General features: G+C 67.4%; 13 protein-coding genes. 6 read left to right on the forward strand and 7 right to left on the reverse strand.

Features of this window, described 5'->3' with window-relative positions; translation table 11 throughout:
• Positions 1 to 354 precede the first annotated feature (354 nt).
• Entirely contained in the window at positions 355 to 834 is a 480-nt protein-coding gene (ispF, locus tag DSM100688_RS08115; protein ID WP_152358648.1) for a 2-C-methyl-D-erythritol 2,4-cyclodiphosphate synthase, read from the reverse strand.
• Positions 835 to 1013: 179 nt separating this feature from the next.
• Positions 1014 to 1610, reverse strand: a complete 597-nt coding sequence (locus DSM100688_RS08120; protein WP_152358595.1) for a CarD family transcriptional regulator — start codon at positions 1608 to 1610, stop codon at positions 1014 to 1016.
• 147 nt (positions 1611 to 1757) lie between these two features.
• Between DSM100688_RS08120 and glgB the strand changes: the two genes are divergently transcribed.
• The 3 genes from glgB to DSM100688_RS08135 all read left to right on the forward strand — a co-directional run bounded on the left by glgB (position 1758) and on the right by DSM100688_RS08135 (position 5952).
• Positions 1758 to 4013, forward strand: a complete 2256-nt coding sequence (gene glgB / locus DSM100688_RS08125; protein WP_152358596.1) for a 1,4-alpha-glucan branching protein GlgB — start codon at positions 1758 to 1760, stop codon at positions 4011 to 4013.
• Positions 4014 to 4027: 14 nt separating this feature from the next.
• Positions 4028 to 4753 (forward strand): response regulator transcription factor, encoded by a 726-nt coding sequence (locus tag DSM100688_RS08130; RefSeq protein WP_152358597.1) that lies wholly within the window; start codon positions 4028 to 4030, stop codon positions 4751 to 4753.
• A 191-nt stretch (positions 4754 to 4944) separates the two neighbouring features.
• Positions 4945 to 5952: a sensor histidine kinase gene (locus DSM100688_RS08135; RefSeq protein WP_152358649.1), complete on the forward strand. Its 1008-nt coding sequence runs from the start codon at positions 4945 to 4947 to the stop codon at positions 5950 to 5952.
• Positions 5953 to 5987: 35 nt separating this feature from the next.
• Here DSM100688_RS08135 and DSM100688_RS11800 read toward each other — a convergent pair whose 3' ends face one another.
• Both DSM100688_RS11800 and DSM100688_RS08145 read right to left on the reverse strand, forming a co-directional pair.
• Complete coding sequence (locus DSM100688_RS11800; RefSeq protein ID WP_163146901.1) at positions 5988 to 6824, reverse strand: ComF family protein; 837 nt, start codon at positions 6822 to 6824, stop codon at positions 5988 to 5990.
• The gene (locus DSM100688_RS08145) at positions 6821 to 7621 is read right to left on the reverse strand and encodes an HAD-IIB family hydrolase (protein ID WP_152358599.1); all 801 of its coding nucleotides are present in this window, start codon (positions 7619 to 7621) and stop codon (positions 6821 to 6823) included. Before DSM100688_RS08145 ends, DSM100688_RS11800 begins: the two co-directional genes overlap by 4 nt.
• A gap of 114 nt (positions 7622 to 7735) precedes the next feature.
• Between DSM100688_RS08145 and DSM100688_RS08150 the strand changes: the two genes are divergently transcribed.
• A complete protein-coding gene (locus tag DSM100688_RS08150; RefSeq protein WP_152358600.1) occupies positions 7736 to 8164 on the forward strand; it encodes a metallopeptidase family protein in 429 nt (142 codons plus the stop codon).
• 70 nt (positions 8165 to 8234) lie between these two features.
• On the opposite strand, the gene DSM100688_RS08155 is transcribed toward DSM100688_RS08150, so the two are convergent.
• The 3 genes from DSM100688_RS08155 to DSM100688_RS08165 are packed head-to-tail and all read right to left on the reverse strand — an operon-like array spanning position 8235 to position 13215.
• Positions 8235 to 9773: a DUF5719 family protein gene (locus DSM100688_RS08155; protein ID WP_152358601.1), complete on the reverse strand. Its 1539-nt coding sequence runs from the start codon at positions 9771 to 9773 to the stop codon at positions 8235 to 8237.
• Positions 9770 to 12883: a glycosyltransferase family 2 protein gene (locus tag DSM100688_RS08160; RefSeq protein ID WP_152358602.1), complete on the reverse strand. Its 3114-nt coding sequence runs from the start codon at positions 12881 to 12883 to the stop codon at positions 9770 to 9772. The genes DSM100688_RS08155 and DSM100688_RS08160 overlap by 4 nt, the downstream gene beginning before the upstream one ends.
• Positions 12884 to 12915: 32 nt before the next feature.
• Positions 12916 to 13215, reverse strand: a complete 300-nt coding sequence (locus DSM100688_RS08165) for a WhiB family transcriptional regulator (RefSeq protein WP_152358603.1) — start codon at positions 13213 to 13215, stop codon at positions 12916 to 12918.
• A 295-nt stretch (positions 13216 to 13510) separates the two neighbouring features.
• Here DSM100688_RS08165 and DSM100688_RS08170 point away from each other — a divergent pair, with 295 nt between their 5' ends.
• Together DSM100688_RS08170 and DSM100688_RS08175 are read left to right on the forward strand one after the other, a co-directional pair.
• Positions 13511 to 14983 (forward strand): LCP family protein, encoded by a 1473-nt coding sequence (locus DSM100688_RS08170; RefSeq protein ID WP_152358604.1) that lies wholly within the window; start codon positions 13511 to 13513, stop codon positions 14981 to 14983.
• 119 nt (positions 14984 to 15102) lie between these two features.
• Positions 15103 to 17052 carry an FtsK/SpoIIIE domain-containing protein gene (locus DSM100688_RS08175; protein WP_338070088.1) on the forward strand — a complete coding sequence of 650 codons (1950 nt, stop codon included), beginning with the start codon at positions 15103 to 15105 and terminating at the stop codon, positions 17050 to 17052.
• Positions 17053 to 17128: the final 76 nt, after the last annotated feature.

Below are 17128 nucleotides of genomic sequence, written 5' to 3' on the forward strand. Positions count from 1 at the left end.
TTACCTTCGGCGCAAGGAATTCAGGGAATCATCCTTATCGTCCCGAATTTCTTGCGCTGGCGACGGCTCAGTGCAACAATTTCGGGACGACAGGGGTGTTCTCCCGAAAATCTTGCGCTGAGAACCGGCCAGCGCACGGATTTCGGGACGATAGGGCTATTCTCCCGAAAAACTTGCACTGACGCCGGCTCAGCGCGAGGATTTCGGGACAATGGGGATGATTTCCCGAATTTCCCGCGCGGGGATCGAAGACGGCGGGAGGAAGCCAATCGTGGCTGACGATGATGGCATCAATCGAAGCCGTGATGGCGCCCAGAAGGCACGTCGGCCGAAGCACGGCCGTGACGGCCGTGTTCAGCCATGGCACCGCTCGACCAACGCGGTGGCGATGGCCGCAACACCTTCGCCATGGCCGGTGAACCCCATGCCGTCGGTGGTGGTGGCGGTCAGGGACACCCGGCATCCGACGGCGTCGGACAGCACGGCCTCGGCCTCGGCACGGCGCGGGCCAATCTTGGGACGGTTGCCGACCAGCGCAACGCTGGCGCTGCACGGCACGAACCCATGTTCGGCGAGATGTGCTACGGTCGTGCGCAGCATATCGGCACCGTGCCGGCCGGCCCCGACCGAGTCACGGCCCACGCCGAACAACGTGCCGATATCGCCCAGATGAGCGGCGGACAGCAGCGCGTCGATCAGCGCGTGCGCGGCGACGTCGCCGTCGGAATCACCCTCGATGCCGTCGCCGTCCCACCGCAGTCCGGCCAGCCACAGTTCCTTCCCGGAACCGGCCGGCGCGAACCGATGCGCGTCGAATCCCTGACCGATGAACATCATCCGTTCCTCTCATCCATTGCCCTGGGACGTGCCGATCACACGGCCATTTCGGCGGATGCCATGCCGACTCAGCGACGATCCGACCGGAGGCCGCCGGCAACATGCCCGGCGCACACGTCCGCATACAGTAAAGGGGTGCGGATCAATCCGCACCCCCAAACATACCGCGTCGGCTATTACTTCTTCTTGGACTTCTTCTTTTCGGACTCGATGCGCGCCAGCGTCTCGGCGGCCGGCTCCTCCGGCGCAAACGTGTGGTGCTTCTCGTCGCCCGGCTGCGGATCGGCGTAGCCCAGATTGACGTCGAGCAGACGTTGCGCGTCCTCGTCGTCAAGCTTCTCGCTCAGCGCGATCTCGGAGGTCAGGATGCTGCGCGCCTTGGTGAGCATGCGCTTCTCGCCGGCGGACAGGCCGTGGTCGTCCACGTCGCGCTGCGCGAGGTCACGCACGACCTCGGCGATCTTGTTGACGTCGCCGGTGGCGATCTTCTCGACGTTCAGCTTGTACCGACGCGACCAGTTCATTTCCTTCTCGACGATCGGGGTGCGCAGGATCTCGAAGACCTTGGCGACCTCATTGGCATCGACGATGTCGCGCACGCCGACCTTCTTGGCGTTGTCCACCGGCACGTTGATGACCAGACCGTCGGAGGACAGCACGGACAGCTGAAGATATTCCCTCGTCACACCCTTCACCGTCCGCTCGGTGATGGCTTCCACCTTCGCCGCGCCGTGACGCGGATAGACAACCATATCGCCGACCTTGTAAGCCATGAATCCTCCGTGAAAGCCTATAACAAACCCGAACAAGTGTGTCATATGGCTTGGACGACGGCAGCCTGTCCCACGCGACGCGCCGTCGAACCGGTACGACACACCAGAATGCGCAAAAATCGCCGGTATGGTTTTACACTTTCCAGTATGGCTACACATACGAACATCAACGACGATACCGTTGCCGTGCCGGTGAGCCAGGGAGACCTGGACGCGGTCAGCAACGCCACTTTCTACAACCCCCACGAGGTGCTCGGCGGGCATCTCGGGCAGGGCGAGCATGCCGGGGAGGTGACGGTGCGCGTCCTCCGCCCGCTGGCCAAGGCCGTGACCATCCTCACCCAGCACGGCGAATACGAGGCCCTCCATGAGCACAACGGCGTGTTCGTGACCGTCATGCCGGCCGAGAAGACCGACGACGGCTACGCGGTGCCCGACTACCGCGTGCGCGCGGTCTACGGCCTGGCCAACAGCGTCGTCGAGGACGACCCCTACCGCTACCTGCCCACCGTCGGCGACATGGACACCTATCTGTTCGGCGAGGGCCGCCACGAACGCCTCTGGGAGGCGCTGGGCGCGCACGTGCGCCGCTTCGACGACCCGATGGGCGCCGCGGACGGCACGCCGGGCAAGCCGCTGGTCGGCACCGCGTTCGCCGTGTGGGCCCCGAACGCGCATGCCGTGCGCGTCGTCGGCAACTTCAACGGCTGGGACGGCCGCCGCCACGCGATGCGCGAGCTCGGCTCCTCGGGCGTGTGGGAGCTGTTCGTCCCGGGCGTCGAGGCCGGGGAGGTCTACAAGTACGAGATCCTCAACGCCAACTACGACTGGGTCATGAAGGCCGACCCGATGGAACGCTCGCACGAGATCCCGCCGGCGACCGGCTCGATCGTCGTGGACTCCGACCACACATGGGACGACAAGGCGTGGATGGACAAGCGCCGCAAGACGAACCCGCACGACGGCCCGGTCAGCATCTACGAGGTGCACGCCGGCAGCTGGCGCAAGGACGTCGCCAACTACCGCGAGCTGGCCGACAAGCTGGTGCCGTACGTCGAGCAGGAGGGCTTCACGCACGTGGAGTTCATGCCGCTGGCCGAGCACCCGTTCTCCGGCTCGTGGGGCTATCAGGTCACCGGCTACTATGCGGTCGACTCCCGTCTCGGCTCCCCCGACGACTTCAAGTACCTCGTCGACAAGCTGCATCAGGCCGGCATCGGCGTGATCATGGACTGGGTGCCGGCGCACTTCCCGAAGGACGCGTTCGCGCTCGGCCGCTTCGACGGCACGCCGCTGTACGAGGATCCGGACCCGCTGCGCGGCGAGCACCCGGACTGGGGCACCTACGTGTTCAACTTCGGCCGCCGCGAGGTGCGCAACTTCCTCGTGGCCAACGCGAGCTTCTGGCTCGACGAGTACCATGTCGACGCGCTGCGCGTGGATGCCGTCTCCTCGATGCTCTACCTCGACTACAGCCGCCAGCCCGGCCAGTGGCGTCCGAACATCTACGGCGGCCGCGAGAACCTCGAGGCGATCGACTTCCTCAAGGAGGCCAACGCCACCGCGTACAAGAACAACCCCGGCGTGATGATGATCGCCGAGGAGTCCACCGCCTACCCGGGCATCACCGCCCCGACCGACGAGGGCGGCCTCGGCTTCGGCCTCAAGTGGAACATGGGCTGGATGCACGACACGCTGCAGTACCTGCACGAGACGCCGATCAACCGCAAGTGGCACCACGGCGAGATCACGTTCTCGATGGTATACGCGTACTCCGAGCATTACGTGCTGCCGATCAGCCACGACGAGGTTGTGTACGGCAAGGGCTCGCTGTACGGCAAGATGCCGGGCGACGACTGGCAGAAGTACGCCGGCGTGCGTTCGCTCTTCGCGTACCAGTGGGCGCATCCGGGCAAGAACCTGACGTTCATGGGCAACGAGATCGCGCAGTGGGGCGAGTGGGACCACAACGGCTCCGTCGACTGGGCGGCGCTCGACTGGGCCGACCACCGCGGCGTGCAGAAGCTCGTGGCCGACCTCAACGCGCTGTACAAGGCCTCCCCCGCGCTGTGGAGCCAGGACTTCGATCCGGCCGGCTTCCAGTGGCTCACCAGCGACGACGCCGACCATAACACGCTGAGCTTCGTGCGCATCGGCAAGAACGGCGAGCAGATGGTCGTGGTCGTCAACTTCTCCGGTGAAGCGTGGGAGAACTACCAGGTGGCGCTGCCGCAGGGCGGCAAGTGGCGCGAGGTGCTCACCACGGACGACGCCAAGTACGGCGGATCCGACATCCACAACGGCACCTTCGAGGCCGAACCCGAGGAGTACCACTCCCGCGACTGGTCGGCGAGGCTCACCATTCCGGCGCTGGGAGCGGTATTCTTGGAACCGACAGACTGAAAGGCGGTTCCTTTATGCTGAACACTCCCACGCGCTCCGCGACGCCGTACACGGTATTGGTGGTGGAGGATGAACCCACCCTCGCCACCGCCGTCGCGCAGCGTATCACGGCCGAGGGCTGGGCGGCCCGCGTCGCCTCCGACGGGGCGAGCGCCGTGCAGGCCGCGAAGCAGCTCAAGCCGGATCTGGTGATCATGGACATCATGCTGCCGGTGATGGACGGGCTGGAGGCGACCAAGCGGATCGTGGCCGAGCGTCCGGTGCCGGTGCTCATCCTCACCGCGCGCGACGACGAGAGCGACAAGGTGATCGGACTGGGCGCGGGCGCGGACGACTACATGACCAAGCCGTTCTCCATGCGCGAGCTCATCGCCCGGTGCAAGGCGTTGCTGCGGCGTGTGGAGCGGGCGAAGGTCATCGCCAAGAACTCGGAGAACGAGAAGATCCTCGACTTCGGATCCTTGGTGATCGATCCGGCGCAGCGCATCGTCACGCTGAACGGCGAACAGGTGCACCTGACGCCCACGGAATTCGACCTGCTGGCCACGCTCGCCCGCAAGCCGCGTTCCGTGCTGACGCGCGAGAAGCTGCTCGAGGAGGTATGGGACTGGGTCGACGCGTCGGGCACCCGCACCGTCGATTCGCATGTCAAGGCGCTGCGTCACAAGCTCGGCTCGGAGATGATCCGCACCGTGCACGGCGTGGGCTACGCGTTCGAACCGCCGGCCGACACCGAGTGAGCGGACGCATGAAGCGATCGGCATCACCGCAGCCATCGAAGAACACGACGTCGGGGCGTCCCGGCGCACGGCCAACAGACAAGCTGCCGAAACGGCATACGCCGGATCGGCAGCTTGCTGCCGTTCGGGGCGGTAATCGGACCTCCCATACGCGCAAGGGCATACAGGACCGCATCGTACGCCCGATCGGCATGCTGTCGTCGCTCAAGGTCGAGCTGTGCGTCATCATCGCGGCTGCCACGGCCATCGCGTTCGGCATGGCGTGGCTGCTGCTCAAGTTCGGGTGGAACGGTTGGATCGCCATGCCGCTGACCTTGGTCGTGGCATTGGGCATCACCTACTTCTTCTCGCGCGGTCTGATCGCGCCGCTGCGCCAGATGCGCGACGCGGCGAACGCGATGGCGGACGGCGACTACACGGTCCGCGTGAATCTGGCCACCGACAGCAGCGACGAGATCGGACGCCTTGCGCGCGCTTTCAACGAGATGGCCGAGGAACTGCAGCACGCGGATCAGATGCGTCTCGACATGATCGCCAACGTCAGCCACGAACTGCGCACCCCCGTCTCCGCATTACAGGCGATGGTCGAGAACATGGCGGATGGCGTCACCGAGCCCTCCCCCGCCAATCTCGAAAGCATCCTCGACCAGACGCACCGGTTGAGCGACCTCATCGCGTTCCTGCTCGACCTGTCGCGCATGGAGGCCGGCGCGGCGAGCCTGAACGTCGAGGAGTTCGACTTCCGCGAGTTTCTCGACGAGACCATCAAGCCGTTGGAGATCGCGGATGCCGGCCACGCGCACGACATCCTGCTGCAGGCCGACGAGGGCATCCGCATCGAGGGCGACCAGGATCGCCTTCGCCAGCTGTTCACCAACATCATCGCCAATGCGATCAAGCATTCCGCGGACGGCACCACCGTATTGGTGGAAGTGCACGAGCGCACCAATCAGGGCATGGTCGTCACCAATGTGGTGAATTTCGGCTCGCAGATCCCCCTCGCGGAACGTTCCGACATCTTCCGCCGGTTCGTGCGCGGACGCACCGGACCCGGCACCGAATCGGGAGGCACCGGTCTGGGGCTGTCGATCGCCCGGTGGGCGGCGCAGCTGCACGGCGGCACCGTACGCGTGGTCGACGATCCGCGCGGCGTCGATTTCGAGGTGTGTCTGCCGAAATACCACATCGCCGAATCCTGACGCGTCTTCCGTACGTCATTCGGCACCGGCGTCGGTCATGCCGCGTCGTCGCGTTGCACCGAGGCCAATGCCAGCGCGCCCACGACCCGTGCGCCTTGGTCGGTCAGCGCGCCGACGCATTGGCGCATCGTCGCGCCGGTGGTGATGATGTCGTCGACGACGATCGCCGTGCGATTGTGGCATGCGGCCGGATCGGTGACGACGATGTTGCCGCGGATGCGGGCGTTGCGCTGCGCCGACGACATGGTCTCGACCGATTTGGCCGCGACGTTGACCGTACGGCACCACGGGCGGACTTCGACGGCGATCCCGTGGCCGCGCAGTATCGCGGCGGTGCGTTCGGCGACCGCGCGCATATGCCAGCGTCCGCGACGCGTCATCGACGCGCGTGACGACGGCGCCGGCACCAATACGATCGGCTGCGACGGCCGGTTTCGCGACGACGATGAGACGAGCGGCCGTGATTCCCGTCCGCTCGTCTCATCGTCGCTCATCATGCCGCTGCGCATCGCCGTATTGGCCAACCGACGCGCGAACGGTTCGTCGCACTCCTCGTCGCCGTGATCCTTCCATGAGAGGATCGCCCGTCGCGCCGCTCCCGTGTACACCGCGCAGGCGTGGGCGAGGCCGGTGACGGTGCCGGGCATCGGCCGGGCCAGATCATGGTCGAAATCGTCCGTGCAGGAGGGGCATAACACGGCGTCGGGCATGTCGCAGCCGGCGCAGCCGCGCGGCAGGATCAGATCGCGCAGCATCGCGAATGCATCGACCGCCGCGGCACGCCACGAATCCGGGCGTATCCCCAGTGGCACGCCCGATCGCGATGCGGCGCGATTCACCGGCCATGTCGTCCGTCGCGGCGGTGCCGTCATGCCGGCAGCCGTTCCAGCAGACGGTCGATCAGCCGCAGCGTATCCTGCGGCCCGGAGACGGCCACCGCCATCGCGCCGGCGAGCGCGGCCGGATAGTCGTTGCCGCCGGGAGCCATGCGGTCGCCGACGAACATGATCTCGCCCGGGCCGATGCCGAGCCGTTCGCTCAGTTCGCGGATCGCATACGATTTGTCCATGCCGGGCAGCGAGACGTCCACGCTGGTGTATCCGCCCGCACGCACTTTGTATTCGGGCAGGTCGGCCGCCACGGCCGCCACGAGACGGCGCTTCTTGACGTCGTCCGGATCCCACGCCTGCTTGGCATCGGCCGGCGCCTGCTGGCCGAGCGCGGAGAATGTGATCTGACTGCCACGGTCCTCGATGTGCCCGCCCCACGCCGTCTCCTCCCACAGGCCGAGCTGCTTCGCGCGGCGTTCCAGCGAGGCGACGATCCGCCGGCGTGCGTCGTCGCTCAGGTCGTGCGCATACACGCAGGCCCAGTTCCGGCCATCCCACCGGTAGTAACGGGAACCGCTGGTGGGCATCAGATGCAGCCGTTCGCGGCCCGTATCCGATCCCAGCACGTCGAGGATCTGGCTGACGACCAGTTCGTACCGGCCGCCAGTGACGACCGCCACGTCGATGGCCCGGGTCAACCGGGTGAATCGTTGCACCATGGCCGGAACCATCGGCTGCTTGGAGGTGGCCAGCGTATTGTCGAGATCGAACGCGGCGAGCCGCGCACGCCGCGCCATCGCATCCCAGTCGACGTCGGACCACCATGTCACCGTATCCATGCATGTCCTCCTTGTGGTCGCTGCCGATAGCAGTATCCTAACGCACGCCGCGCCGGCCGAGCCGATCCGTGTCCCTGCGGCCGGTTGCCGTCGCCTTGGCCTATGGTGGGAACCATGATCGAAGCTCCTTGGAACGCGCGCGTCTACCGCAACCGGCACGGACGTGGCACGCGTACGCCGATGTTCGGCACGCGCCTGCCGCGGTATCGGACGCGCAGCGGCATGTTTGACGACATGGTCGCGGCGCAGTTGCGTCGGTTGAACGGCGCGTGGCCGCAGCTGGTGCAGCCGGTGCAGTTCGCGGTCGAGGACGTGCCGCCGTACGAGCCGGCGCCGTGGGAGGGCGAGCCGAATCTCAATTCGCGCAGCTTCCCCGCCGCGCATGGCGTGCCGGCGCGCGTGGTGCTGTATCGCATGCCGATTCAGGGCATGGCGCAGAACCGCATGGACATGCAGCTGATCATCCGCGACGAGATGGTCGCGCGGCTGGCGGAGCTGTACGGCCGCCGACCCGAGGAGATCGACCCCGACTGGGGGCTGTGATCGTCGGCACGCCGCTCAACGCGGGATCAGTCGGAACCTGCCGACCGGCAGCACACGGATCCCGACCCCGTCAACGCACGATCGACGGGTTCTGACTGACCCAGATCCGCGTCTTGAGCGGCTCGAGCGCGTTCGGCGTCAGATACGCGAGGCCGGCCTGCTTGGCCTTGTCGACGGCCGGCGCGGTGAGCCGCGCGCCCCATGCGATCGCCGTGCCGTCGCCGTCCCAACGCCAGACGACCGCATCGTCGGCGATGTCGGCGGCGTCGATGTCGACCGCCGTACCGTCGGATACGGTGATCCGTTTGGATCCGACCGGGTTGCCGGCGTCGTCATAGCCGGTCAGGGTGCCGGACTGGTCGCCATCGCCCGTATTGGCCAACACAAGTCGCGCCTGCGTGCCGTCGGGCACGGCGATCGCCGATGCCTTGCCGGCCGCCGTGGCGGCATTGATCGACGCGAAGTCCGACTGGCCGTCGTTCGCGGACACCGTGGCCTGCGCGGCGGCATAGATCGCGGCGTCGCCGTCGGCGTCGGCACGCACCGCCAACGCGGTCTTGGGCGCCTTCTTGAGATCGACCACGGCGACCTTGCCGGCCGTAAGTTCGGCCGTCGTCGCACGCTGCCGTCCATGATCGCCGACCCATGACAGTACGACGTTCGTATCCGTGCGGGAAAACAGCAGGACCCGCACCGCGTCTCCCCCGGCTATGCCGGGCATGACGGCCGTACGATTCGCCTCCCCCGACGACACGACGTAATCGGAACCGAGCGGTGTCAGACCGTCCATGACGACCGTACGTACCACGGCCGCGACGGGCGTCTGCCGGCTGTCGACCGACACGTACAGCCCGTCCTGTCCCGCGGCGGCGGCCGACAGGTCGACGACGGTCTCGCCGCCCGCCTTGACGGTCACGTTCTCGCCGATGGACAGCGTGATCGCGGTGGTGCCGGTCGTGCCCCACGCGCGCACGCGCACGGTGGTGGCCTTGTTCGACGGGTTGGCCACGACGAGCTGCTGCGTGGTGCCGGTCTGCGTGCCCGACAGCAGGAATCCGTGGCTGAGCGCGGGCGTGATGCAGGAGGCGGCGGACACGCCGCGCAGGTCGCCGTCGGTGGCGACGGAGGCCACGGCGGCCGCGGCACCGGTGCCGGACGCGGAATCGAGCAGACGGGTGCGCAGCAGGGCGGGGGCGTCGTCGACGTCGCCGGATGCCACAGCGATGCCATCGGCGGCGTCGGACGTCTTCAACGTGGTGCCGGACTCCTGGGTCAGGCTGCCGGCGACCGATCGATAGACCGAGCCGAACGCCGCGTAGCGCGACGTGGAGGCGATGTCGCCGGCGGTGACCTGGAACGCGCTGTCGCCGTACGAGCCGGTGTCGGCCAGCGTCATGCGCGCCGGGCAATAGGATTCGAGCTGCAGCTGGCTGACGGTCTGCGTGTCGCCGGCATTCGTGCCGTGCGAGGCGTCCACGAGACCGGGCAGTGGACGCATCGCCGTCATCGCGCAGAACACGGCGACGATCACCAGCATGGTGAGCGCGCCTGCCGTGATGGTGATCCCCTTGCGGGCGGCCGCATGCCGCCGTGAAGTCCGGTCCGTCATGATTCCTCCTCGAGGTAACGGTAGGTGCGGTGCGGCAGCGCCACCAGGCAGTACAGGGCGATGATCACGCCGGCACACCACAGCCATGCGTACCGCCACGGACTGGACTGCGTGCGCCGCTGCCACGACGTGTCGATGTTCTGGCTGTCGGCGCTGGTGATGGTCAGCCGATAGTAGGTGCCGGCTGCGGAGGCGACGACCGACTGGGTGCCGTCGGAGGCGGTGATGTTGCTGATCAGCCGCTGCGATACCGCGTCGGATTGGTCGGCGGCCACGTACAATCCGCCGAAGCCGAGTCTGCTGATGTCCTGGATGGCCTGTGCGTCGGTGCCGGCCAGCAGGCTCGCCGCGGCCTTCGCAATGACCGCATCAACGTCGGTGCTCTCGCCCAAGGCGAGACGGACACGTTGGGCCGGCGAACTGTCGACCAGATCGCCACGCCGGGTGCGCATGACGGTGTATTCGATGCTGTTGTTCGCACCGGCGCGCAAAGCCAGCACACGATGGTCGGGACTCTGCTGCAGATAATCGACGGCCACCATCGGCAGACCCGCGTCGGACGCGCCCACGCTGCGATGGTCGTTGACATGCAGCGCGATACCGGCGACGGCCACGGTGCAGGCGGAGATCATGACGACGAGCAGCACGCGACCGGCGCGGGCAAGCCCGGCGCGACGGGACGCCGATTTGCGCACGCGCGTCTCCGGCTCGTCGGCGGCGACGCGCAACGGCACGAACCGTTTCACGGCGGCGCCGGCCACCATGCAGACGCAGGAGCACAGTCCCAGCATCATCAGCATGACGCCGGGCAGGACGGAGGCGGCCACGTCGCCGCTGGCGTCGGTGGCGACGACGATGCGCGTGCAGCACATCGCGAGCAAACCGCCGGCGATGGCGGTGATCCACATCATGCGCGACACGCGCAGCACGAACGGCAGGAACAACGCGATGACGGCGAGCAGCGACACGACGGCGAGGACGATGATGATCAGTCCGGCCGCGACACCGTCCGGCCAGCGCATGGCCGTCACCGCGGACAGTCGGCCGCCGAACGCACGGTCGATCACGTCCAGCAGATTCGTCGCGCCGGGCTGGCCGTCAAGCACGCCCGACGGCATGGTCACGTCGCCGAACAGCTGCCGCCAGGCGCCTTCGGACGCGTACCGGACGCTGTTGACGAGCGTGGGGGCAATGACGAACGCGGCGGGCACGGGCATAAGCAGCAGCATGACCCGGTGGCGACGCACGAACGTGAGAAAGACGAGGAACACGCCGACCAGCGGCAGCAGCAGCTGCGGTTCGGCCGCGACCACGGGGATGAAGCACAGCGAGGCGAGCGCGGCGGACTGGACCGAGCGATGCGGATGGAGCTGATCCTCGGTGCGGTACATGGCGACGGCGCGGAACGCGAAGGCGAACGCGGCGGGCAGGAACACCATGACGGTGAGCATCGGCAGGTCGGCCGTGTCGAACAGGCCCATCGCCATGCCGAACGCCACCCACAGCAGGCTTGTGGAGACGCGCACGCCATCCGAACGGGTGAAGATGCCGGCGAGCGCCCAGAACGAGAACGCTGCCAACGGCGCGGCGGCGAGGAACATGAGCGACAGTGCGGCCGCGGTGTGACCGGCGGTGAACACGGAGACGACGAGCCAGACCATCAGCCACGGCGCGGGCGGTGCGGGGATGCCGGTGCCGACACCGAACACCCATGGGGTCGTGGCCGCGTCGGCGAGCTGGCGCATGGTCGCCGCCGTGGGCAACAGCTGGTCGGAATACAGGGATCCGCCGGCGAAGATGGCGGCGAGCGAGCCACGATAGGTGACCGCGACCACGATGAACGCGGCCAAGGCCATCGCGCAGGCGAGCCCCCAGCGTTTGAGCCGGCGGGCGCGCAGGTGCGCCTTGGCCAGGGGGCTGAGCAGGATGGTGTGGCGCTGGTCTTCGAGGGCCTGCGCACGATCCTTCCATTGGGCGAGTTGCTGGCGGTTGACGCTGAGCATCGACAGCCGGCTCATCGGCACGTTGGCGTGGCGTGCCACGAGCCGGCGCGCGCGGACGGCGCGCGGCAGCGATCCCAAGGCCAGCCACGGCAGCAGCAGTTCGCAGCCGGCGGCGTACGGGCGTTTGGAGAACAGCTGGGCCACGGCCATGCCGAAGGAGCGGATCCACCGCCACAGCCACAGCCAGATCCACAGCGGCATGCCGTAGTCGGTGTACAGGTAACGTTGCTCGGCGACCATGACGGCCAATGCCGGATTGGTCCGCTCGTCGTCCGCGACCGGATGGCCGTTGCGGGTGCGGATGCCGTCGAAGCGCGCGCGACGGTGGGCGATGCGCGCCGCGGGCACGACGACCACGCGTCCGCCGTCGAGGCAGATGCGGCGGCAGAAGTCGGCGGATTCGCCGAAGGTGGTGAACCAGCGGTTGACGCCTTCGACCGCGCGCACCGTGTCGGTGGGCAGCAGCGCGCCGGCGAGGGACACGGCGAACACGTCCTGCCGTGAATCGTATTGCTCCTGGTCCTCCTCGCCGTCGACCACCAGCGATTCGAGCCGGTGATGGCCGGCGTACCGGCCGACGTCGTGCAGCCGTGTGGCGTCCCAGTCGAGTTGTTTGGCGCCGAGCAGGGATGCGGTGGGATTGTTGCGCCATGCGTCCAGCAGATGTGCCAGACAGTCGGCGTCGGCCGGTCGGGAGTCGTCGTGGAGCATCCACCAGGCGCGTACGGTGTGCGGCAGCCGGGCACGGACCATGCCTCTGGCGACAGCGTCCGCGAACGAGGCGGCGCCGGTGACCGGGATGAGCCGGATGTCGACGGTTTTGGATTCGGGAACGATCTCCAGCGGACCGGACGGCGAGGGGATCACCTCGAATCCCGTGGTCATCGGCTGGGTGAGGTCGCCGGCGCAGTCGACGATGACGATCGTGCAGGGCAGGACGGTCTGCCGCAGCACCGCCTCCACGGTGTCGGGAAGAAACCGACGGTCGGATTCGACGGTGATGACCGCCGCCACGGTCGGATCGACGTCCTGCCTATGGGAATACGGTCGATCGGCCAACGCCTCGGCCAGTATTCGTTGAATTTCGCTGCTGCCTGTGGAATCCATGCTCTCCAGTGTACGCGCGGGGCGCGCGGCCATCACGCCCGCTCCTTATGTTCCTTCTTATACCGACGCCGTTCGCGTTCGCTCATGCCGCCCCAGATGCCGAATCGTTCGTCATGGTCGATGGCCCACTGCAGGCATTGCTGACGGACCTCGCATGCGGCGCACACACGCTTGGCGTCCTTGGTGGAGCCGCCTTTTTCGGGGAAGAACGCCTCGGGATCGGTCTGCGAGCACAGCGCCTTGTGCTGCCACGACAGGTCCTCATCGGGGGCAAACAGCCCCCATAGCATGTTCAGCGGCTCTTCGGCGGAATCATCGACGACACCCCACATCCGTGTCCCCTTCCTACCGAATAACCAGTTGTATAGCGGTTAAATTACACACATGCGATTTGAGATTTGTCAAGTCTGCACCGTGTCATTACCATCGCTTCGGGGCATGGTGTGCTAAAGAGGGACACTCGTGGCCGCGCGTCGCATACCCACCATCGTATGTGCCATTCCTGCGCAGGTATGCGCGGCCGCGGCGACGCCATACGGACGCTGTGCCAAAGTGGTGATGCCGAATTATGGCCACCAGACGCATGCGGTGCCACGGCACCCGACCCGGTATTGGAGGAGAGCAGCAATGGGCGAAGGACATGACGGCATGACTCCGGCGACGCCCCCGAGCTTCACGCCCGCAGGTTCCCGTCGGCGTTCGTCGCAGACGCCGCGTCGTGAGGAACCGGCGGCGCCTCCGTCGTTCACCCCCCATGCCGGTGCGGCGGGGCAGGCATCCGGCAACGGCGGCGACGCCGTCGCGCGCCCCGCTGCCGCCACGCCGCAGAGCTTCGCGCCGACCGTGCCCCGGCAGCCGCGCCGTTCCGGCAACGCCGCCCCGCACGCCGCATCATCGTCCTCGTCGCAGGCCCGCCCATCCGCCGCACATGCCATACCGCAGTCGATCCCACCGCAATCCATCCGGCCGCAGTCGGTCATGCCGCAGGCCGTCGGCCGCACCGCAGGCACGACACGGCCGACAGGCCGGCCGACGAGCGGCATGAACGGCATGAACCGTACGAATCATCACACAACCAATGCCGGCGGCACGGCGGCCGCCACCGCGACCGCCGCACGTACCATGGGCGCGGGTCGTCGCCGTCATCATCCGCTGCGCATCGTGCTGGGCGCGCTCATCCTGCTCGTCGTGCTGCTGGCGCTGGGCGTGTTCGGCGGCTGGAACTGGGTGACCGGCAATCTGACCCGCAGCGACTGGCTCACCGACGCCAAGGACAAGTCCGGCGCCACCAGTTGGCTGCTCGTCGGATCGGACAAACGCGACGGTACGGAAGGCGTGGCCGGAGCGGACGACGGCACCGTCACCGGATTCCGCACCGACACGCTGCTGGTGCTCACCAAACCGAAGTCCGGTGCGAGCTCGCTGATCTCCATCCCCCGCGACTCGCTGGTGGAGATCGACGGCCAGTATCTCAAGATCAACGCGGTCGCGCAGATCTATGGCAACAAGGCGCTGGTCGGCGAAGTCGAACAGATCACCGGCCAGAAGATCGACCACGTCGCCGAGATCCAGTTCGGCGGCCTCAAGAACGTCGTCGACGCGATCGGCGGCGTCGAACTGTGCTACGACCAGGATGTGGACGACGGCTATTCCGGCCTCAAGTGGACCAAGGGATGCCATATGGCCGACGGCACGACGGCGCTCGCGTTCTCGCGCATGCGATACTCCGACGCGCAAGGTGATTTCGGCCGCGCGGCACGACAGCGGCAGGTCATCGGCGCGGTGATGAAGAAGGCGCTGAGCGCCTCCACGCTGACGAACCCGGGCAAGATCGGCAAGCTGGCGAGCGCGTCGCTGGCGGCCGTCGGCGCGGACGAGGACACCAGCCCGTACACGCTGCTGACCATGGCGCTGGCCTTCCGCGACGCGACCGGCTCCAACGGGGTGAACGGCAGTCTGTACTGGTCCGATCCCGATTATTACGTGGACGGCGTGGGTTCGTCCGTGCTGCTCGACAACGACAAGAACACCGCATTGTTCGAGAAGCTGTCGACGGGCACGCAGCCGGCCGGCGAGGTCGGCACGCTCGCCGAGAGCTGACGGGCGGCGGCAGGACCGCCGTGTCCGTGACACGCCGAAAGTGTGGATAACCCGGACCATTCGACCACATGGTCCGGTTCGGCTTGCGTCCACGTGCGCTCCTCTTCCAGACTCGAGGTATGGGCACCGCCGACATGACCTCTCCGCGACGCGTGACGCGCAACCGTCACGCCGTGTTGACCGCCACCGCACTGGCGGCGCCGATCGCCGCCCAGCTGATGATGTTCATCGCCATGATGGTCGAGGGACGATGGCTGTTCGCGATGATGGTCGTGCCCGGACTGGTGGGGTGCGCCGCTTCGGCGGCGCTGTCGTCGTTGCAGTCGCAGCCGCCGCATGGCGTCGCGTCGGCCAATGGCCGGGCAGGCACGAACGCCGCGCGGTCACATGACACCGGCGACGAAGCAGCCACGGTCTTCGCACGCATCGATTGCCCGGCGTGGGAGTCGTTGGGGCTGCCCTCCCCCGAACGTGAGCCGTTGCCGTGGCGGCATATCGTGCGCGTCTGGCTGGGCGAACCGGGTCTGGACGTGCCGCTGGGCATGGCCGACAGCGGCGTGTTCCGTCTTGATCTCGCGCGGCAGGGACCGCATGCACTGGTGGCGGGCACCACCGGTTCGGGCAAGTCCGTGCTGTTGCAGACGTGGTGTCTGGCGTTGGCGTGCCGCAATCCGCCGCACCGGCTCAATTTCGTGTTTCTGGATTTCAAGGGAGGTTCGGCGTTCAATCGACTGGCCCAGCTGCCGCATGTCGTCGGCAACGTGTGCGATCTCGATCTGGCGCATGCGACGCGCGCCTTGGAGGCGTTGGAACGTGAGCTCAAACGCCGTGAACGGCTGGTGGCCGACCATCATGCGTCCGCCATCGGACAGGTGCCGGACGAGCCGGCGCGGCTGGTCGTCGTGGTCGACGAATTCCATGCGCTGCACGGCCAGTTGCCGGATTACGTCGACCGTCTGGTGCGCGTCGCGTCGCTCGGCCGGTCGCTGGGCATGCATCTGGTGGCCTGCACGCAGAATCCACTCGGCCAGATCAGCGCCGACATGAAGGCGAACATCGCGGTGAACCTCTGTCTACGCGTGCGCGACCCGCTACAGTCGCAGGAACTGCTCGCATCGCCGGCGGCGGCGTTCATCCGCCCGTCAACGCCCGGCGCGGCCTACTGCTGCGACGGGGATGCGCTCACGCCGTTCCGGTGCGCGGCGGCCGGGGACCTCGATGCGGTGATCGCCGACGTGCGGCGCGCCGCACGGTTCAGCGGGTTGCGCGCCGCACCGTCGCTGTTCAGCGCCCCGCTGCCGGCCATCGTGGACGGCGCACGGCTGCATGGCATGATCGTGAAATACGACGGGCACTCCCCCGGTCCGGGCACGACGGCCGACACCGCGGCCGACACCGTGCCGTTCGGTCTGCGCGACGATGGCGTGACGCTGGACGTCGCGTCGCTGCCATTGACGCACGGCAACATCGCGATCATCGGCCCGCATGGCCGCGGCAGGACGACGCTGCTCGACCTGATCGCGGACGGTCTGCGAGAACGGCACGGCTATCAGCTGCGTCGCAGCCGTACGACGTCGCACGGCACGAACGTCGTCACCGTGCACCGACGCGGCAATGGCGTCGCGTCTTCACCGGACGTCACGCCACCGATCAAACCGGCATCATCGAGACCGACATCATCCACGGCATCGCCCGGTCAGCCGCACACACCGCCGTGCGTACCGCCTCGGCTGATATGGCTGGCCGACGACGCCGACGCCCTGTTCGACCCGCTCGGCACGGATCCCGAGGCGCCGCGATTCCACGACGCGCTGGCGAATCCCGGTGTCACGGTGATCTTCGCCGTCCGCGACGCGCGCCATGTGCGCGTGCCCGAACACGGCACGACGCGCATCGTGTTCCCCTCCGGCGACCGATCCGCCGACCTGATGAGCGGCATTCCCGCCGATGTGCTGGCCCGCATGGGCCCCGACGCCCCGCGCACGCCGGGACGCGCCGTGCTGCTCGACCGGGGCTCCGCCATGCCCGTGCAATGCGCGGTTTTCAAATCCGTCAGCGAAACCCCTTGAAAAGTCGATGGTTTCGTGGTTATCTGTGTACTGGGTTTGATGCATAGGCAACCAAACAATGTGATTGAGGAAGGCG

The organism is Bifidobacterium ramosum (assembly GCF_009299505.1).
In the GTDB taxonomy this organism is placed as follows: Bacteria; Actinomycetota; Actinomycetes; order Actinomycetales; family Bifidobacteriaceae; genus Bifidobacterium; species Bifidobacterium ramosum.

Bases quoted from the DNA above. Each gene is read 5' to 3' on its own strand.
- ispF (WP_152358648.1), bottom strand. From the start codon at position 834: ATGTTCATCGGTCAGGGATTCGACGCGCATCGGTTCGCGCCGGCCGGT.
- DSM100688_RS08120 (WP_152358595.1), bottom strand. From the start codon at position 1,610: ATGGCTTACAAGGTCGGCGATATGGTTGTCTATCCGCGTCACGGCGCG.
- glgB (WP_152358596.1), top strand. From the start codon at position 1,758: ATGGCTACACATACGAACATCAACGACGATACCGTTGCCGTGCCGGTG.
- DSM100688_RS08130 (WP_152358597.1), top strand. From the start codon at position 4,028: ATGCTGAACACTCCCACGCGCTCCGCGACGCCGTACACGGTATTGGTG.
- DSM100688_RS08135 (WP_152358649.1), top strand. From the start codon at position 4,945: ATGCTGTCGTCGCTCAAGGTCGAGCTGTGCGTCATCATCGCGGCTGCC.
- DSM100688_RS11800 (WP_163146901.1), bottom strand. From the start codon at position 6,824: ATGACGGCACCGCCGCGACGGACGACATGGCCGGTGAATCGCGCCGCA.
- DSM100688_RS08145 (WP_152358599.1), bottom strand. From the start codon at position 7,621: ATGGATACGGTGACATGGTGGTCCGACGTCGACTGGGATGCGATGGCG.
- DSM100688_RS08150 (WP_152358600.1), top strand. From the start codon at position 7,736: ATGATCGAAGCTCCTTGGAACGCGCGCGTCTACCGCAACCGGCACGGA.
- DSM100688_RS08155 (WP_152358601.1), bottom strand. From the start codon at position 9,773: ATGACGGACCGGACTTCACGGCGGCATGCGGCCGCCCGCAAGGGGATC.
- DSM100688_RS08160 (WP_152358602.1), bottom strand. From the start codon at position 12,883: ATGGATTCCACAGGCAGCAGCGAAATTCAACGAATACTGGCCGAGGCG.
- DSM100688_RS08165 (WP_152358603.1), bottom strand. From the start codon at position 13,215: ATGTGGGGTGTCGTCGATGATTCCGCCGAAGAGCCGCTGAACATGCTA.
- DSM100688_RS08170 (WP_152358604.1), top strand. From the start codon at position 13,511: ATGGGCGAAGGACATGACGGCATGACTCCGGCGACGCCCCCGAGCTTC.
- DSM100688_RS08175 (WP_338070088.1), top strand. From the start codon at position 15,103: ATGGGCACCGCCGACATGACCTCTCCGCGACGCGTGACGCGCAACCGT.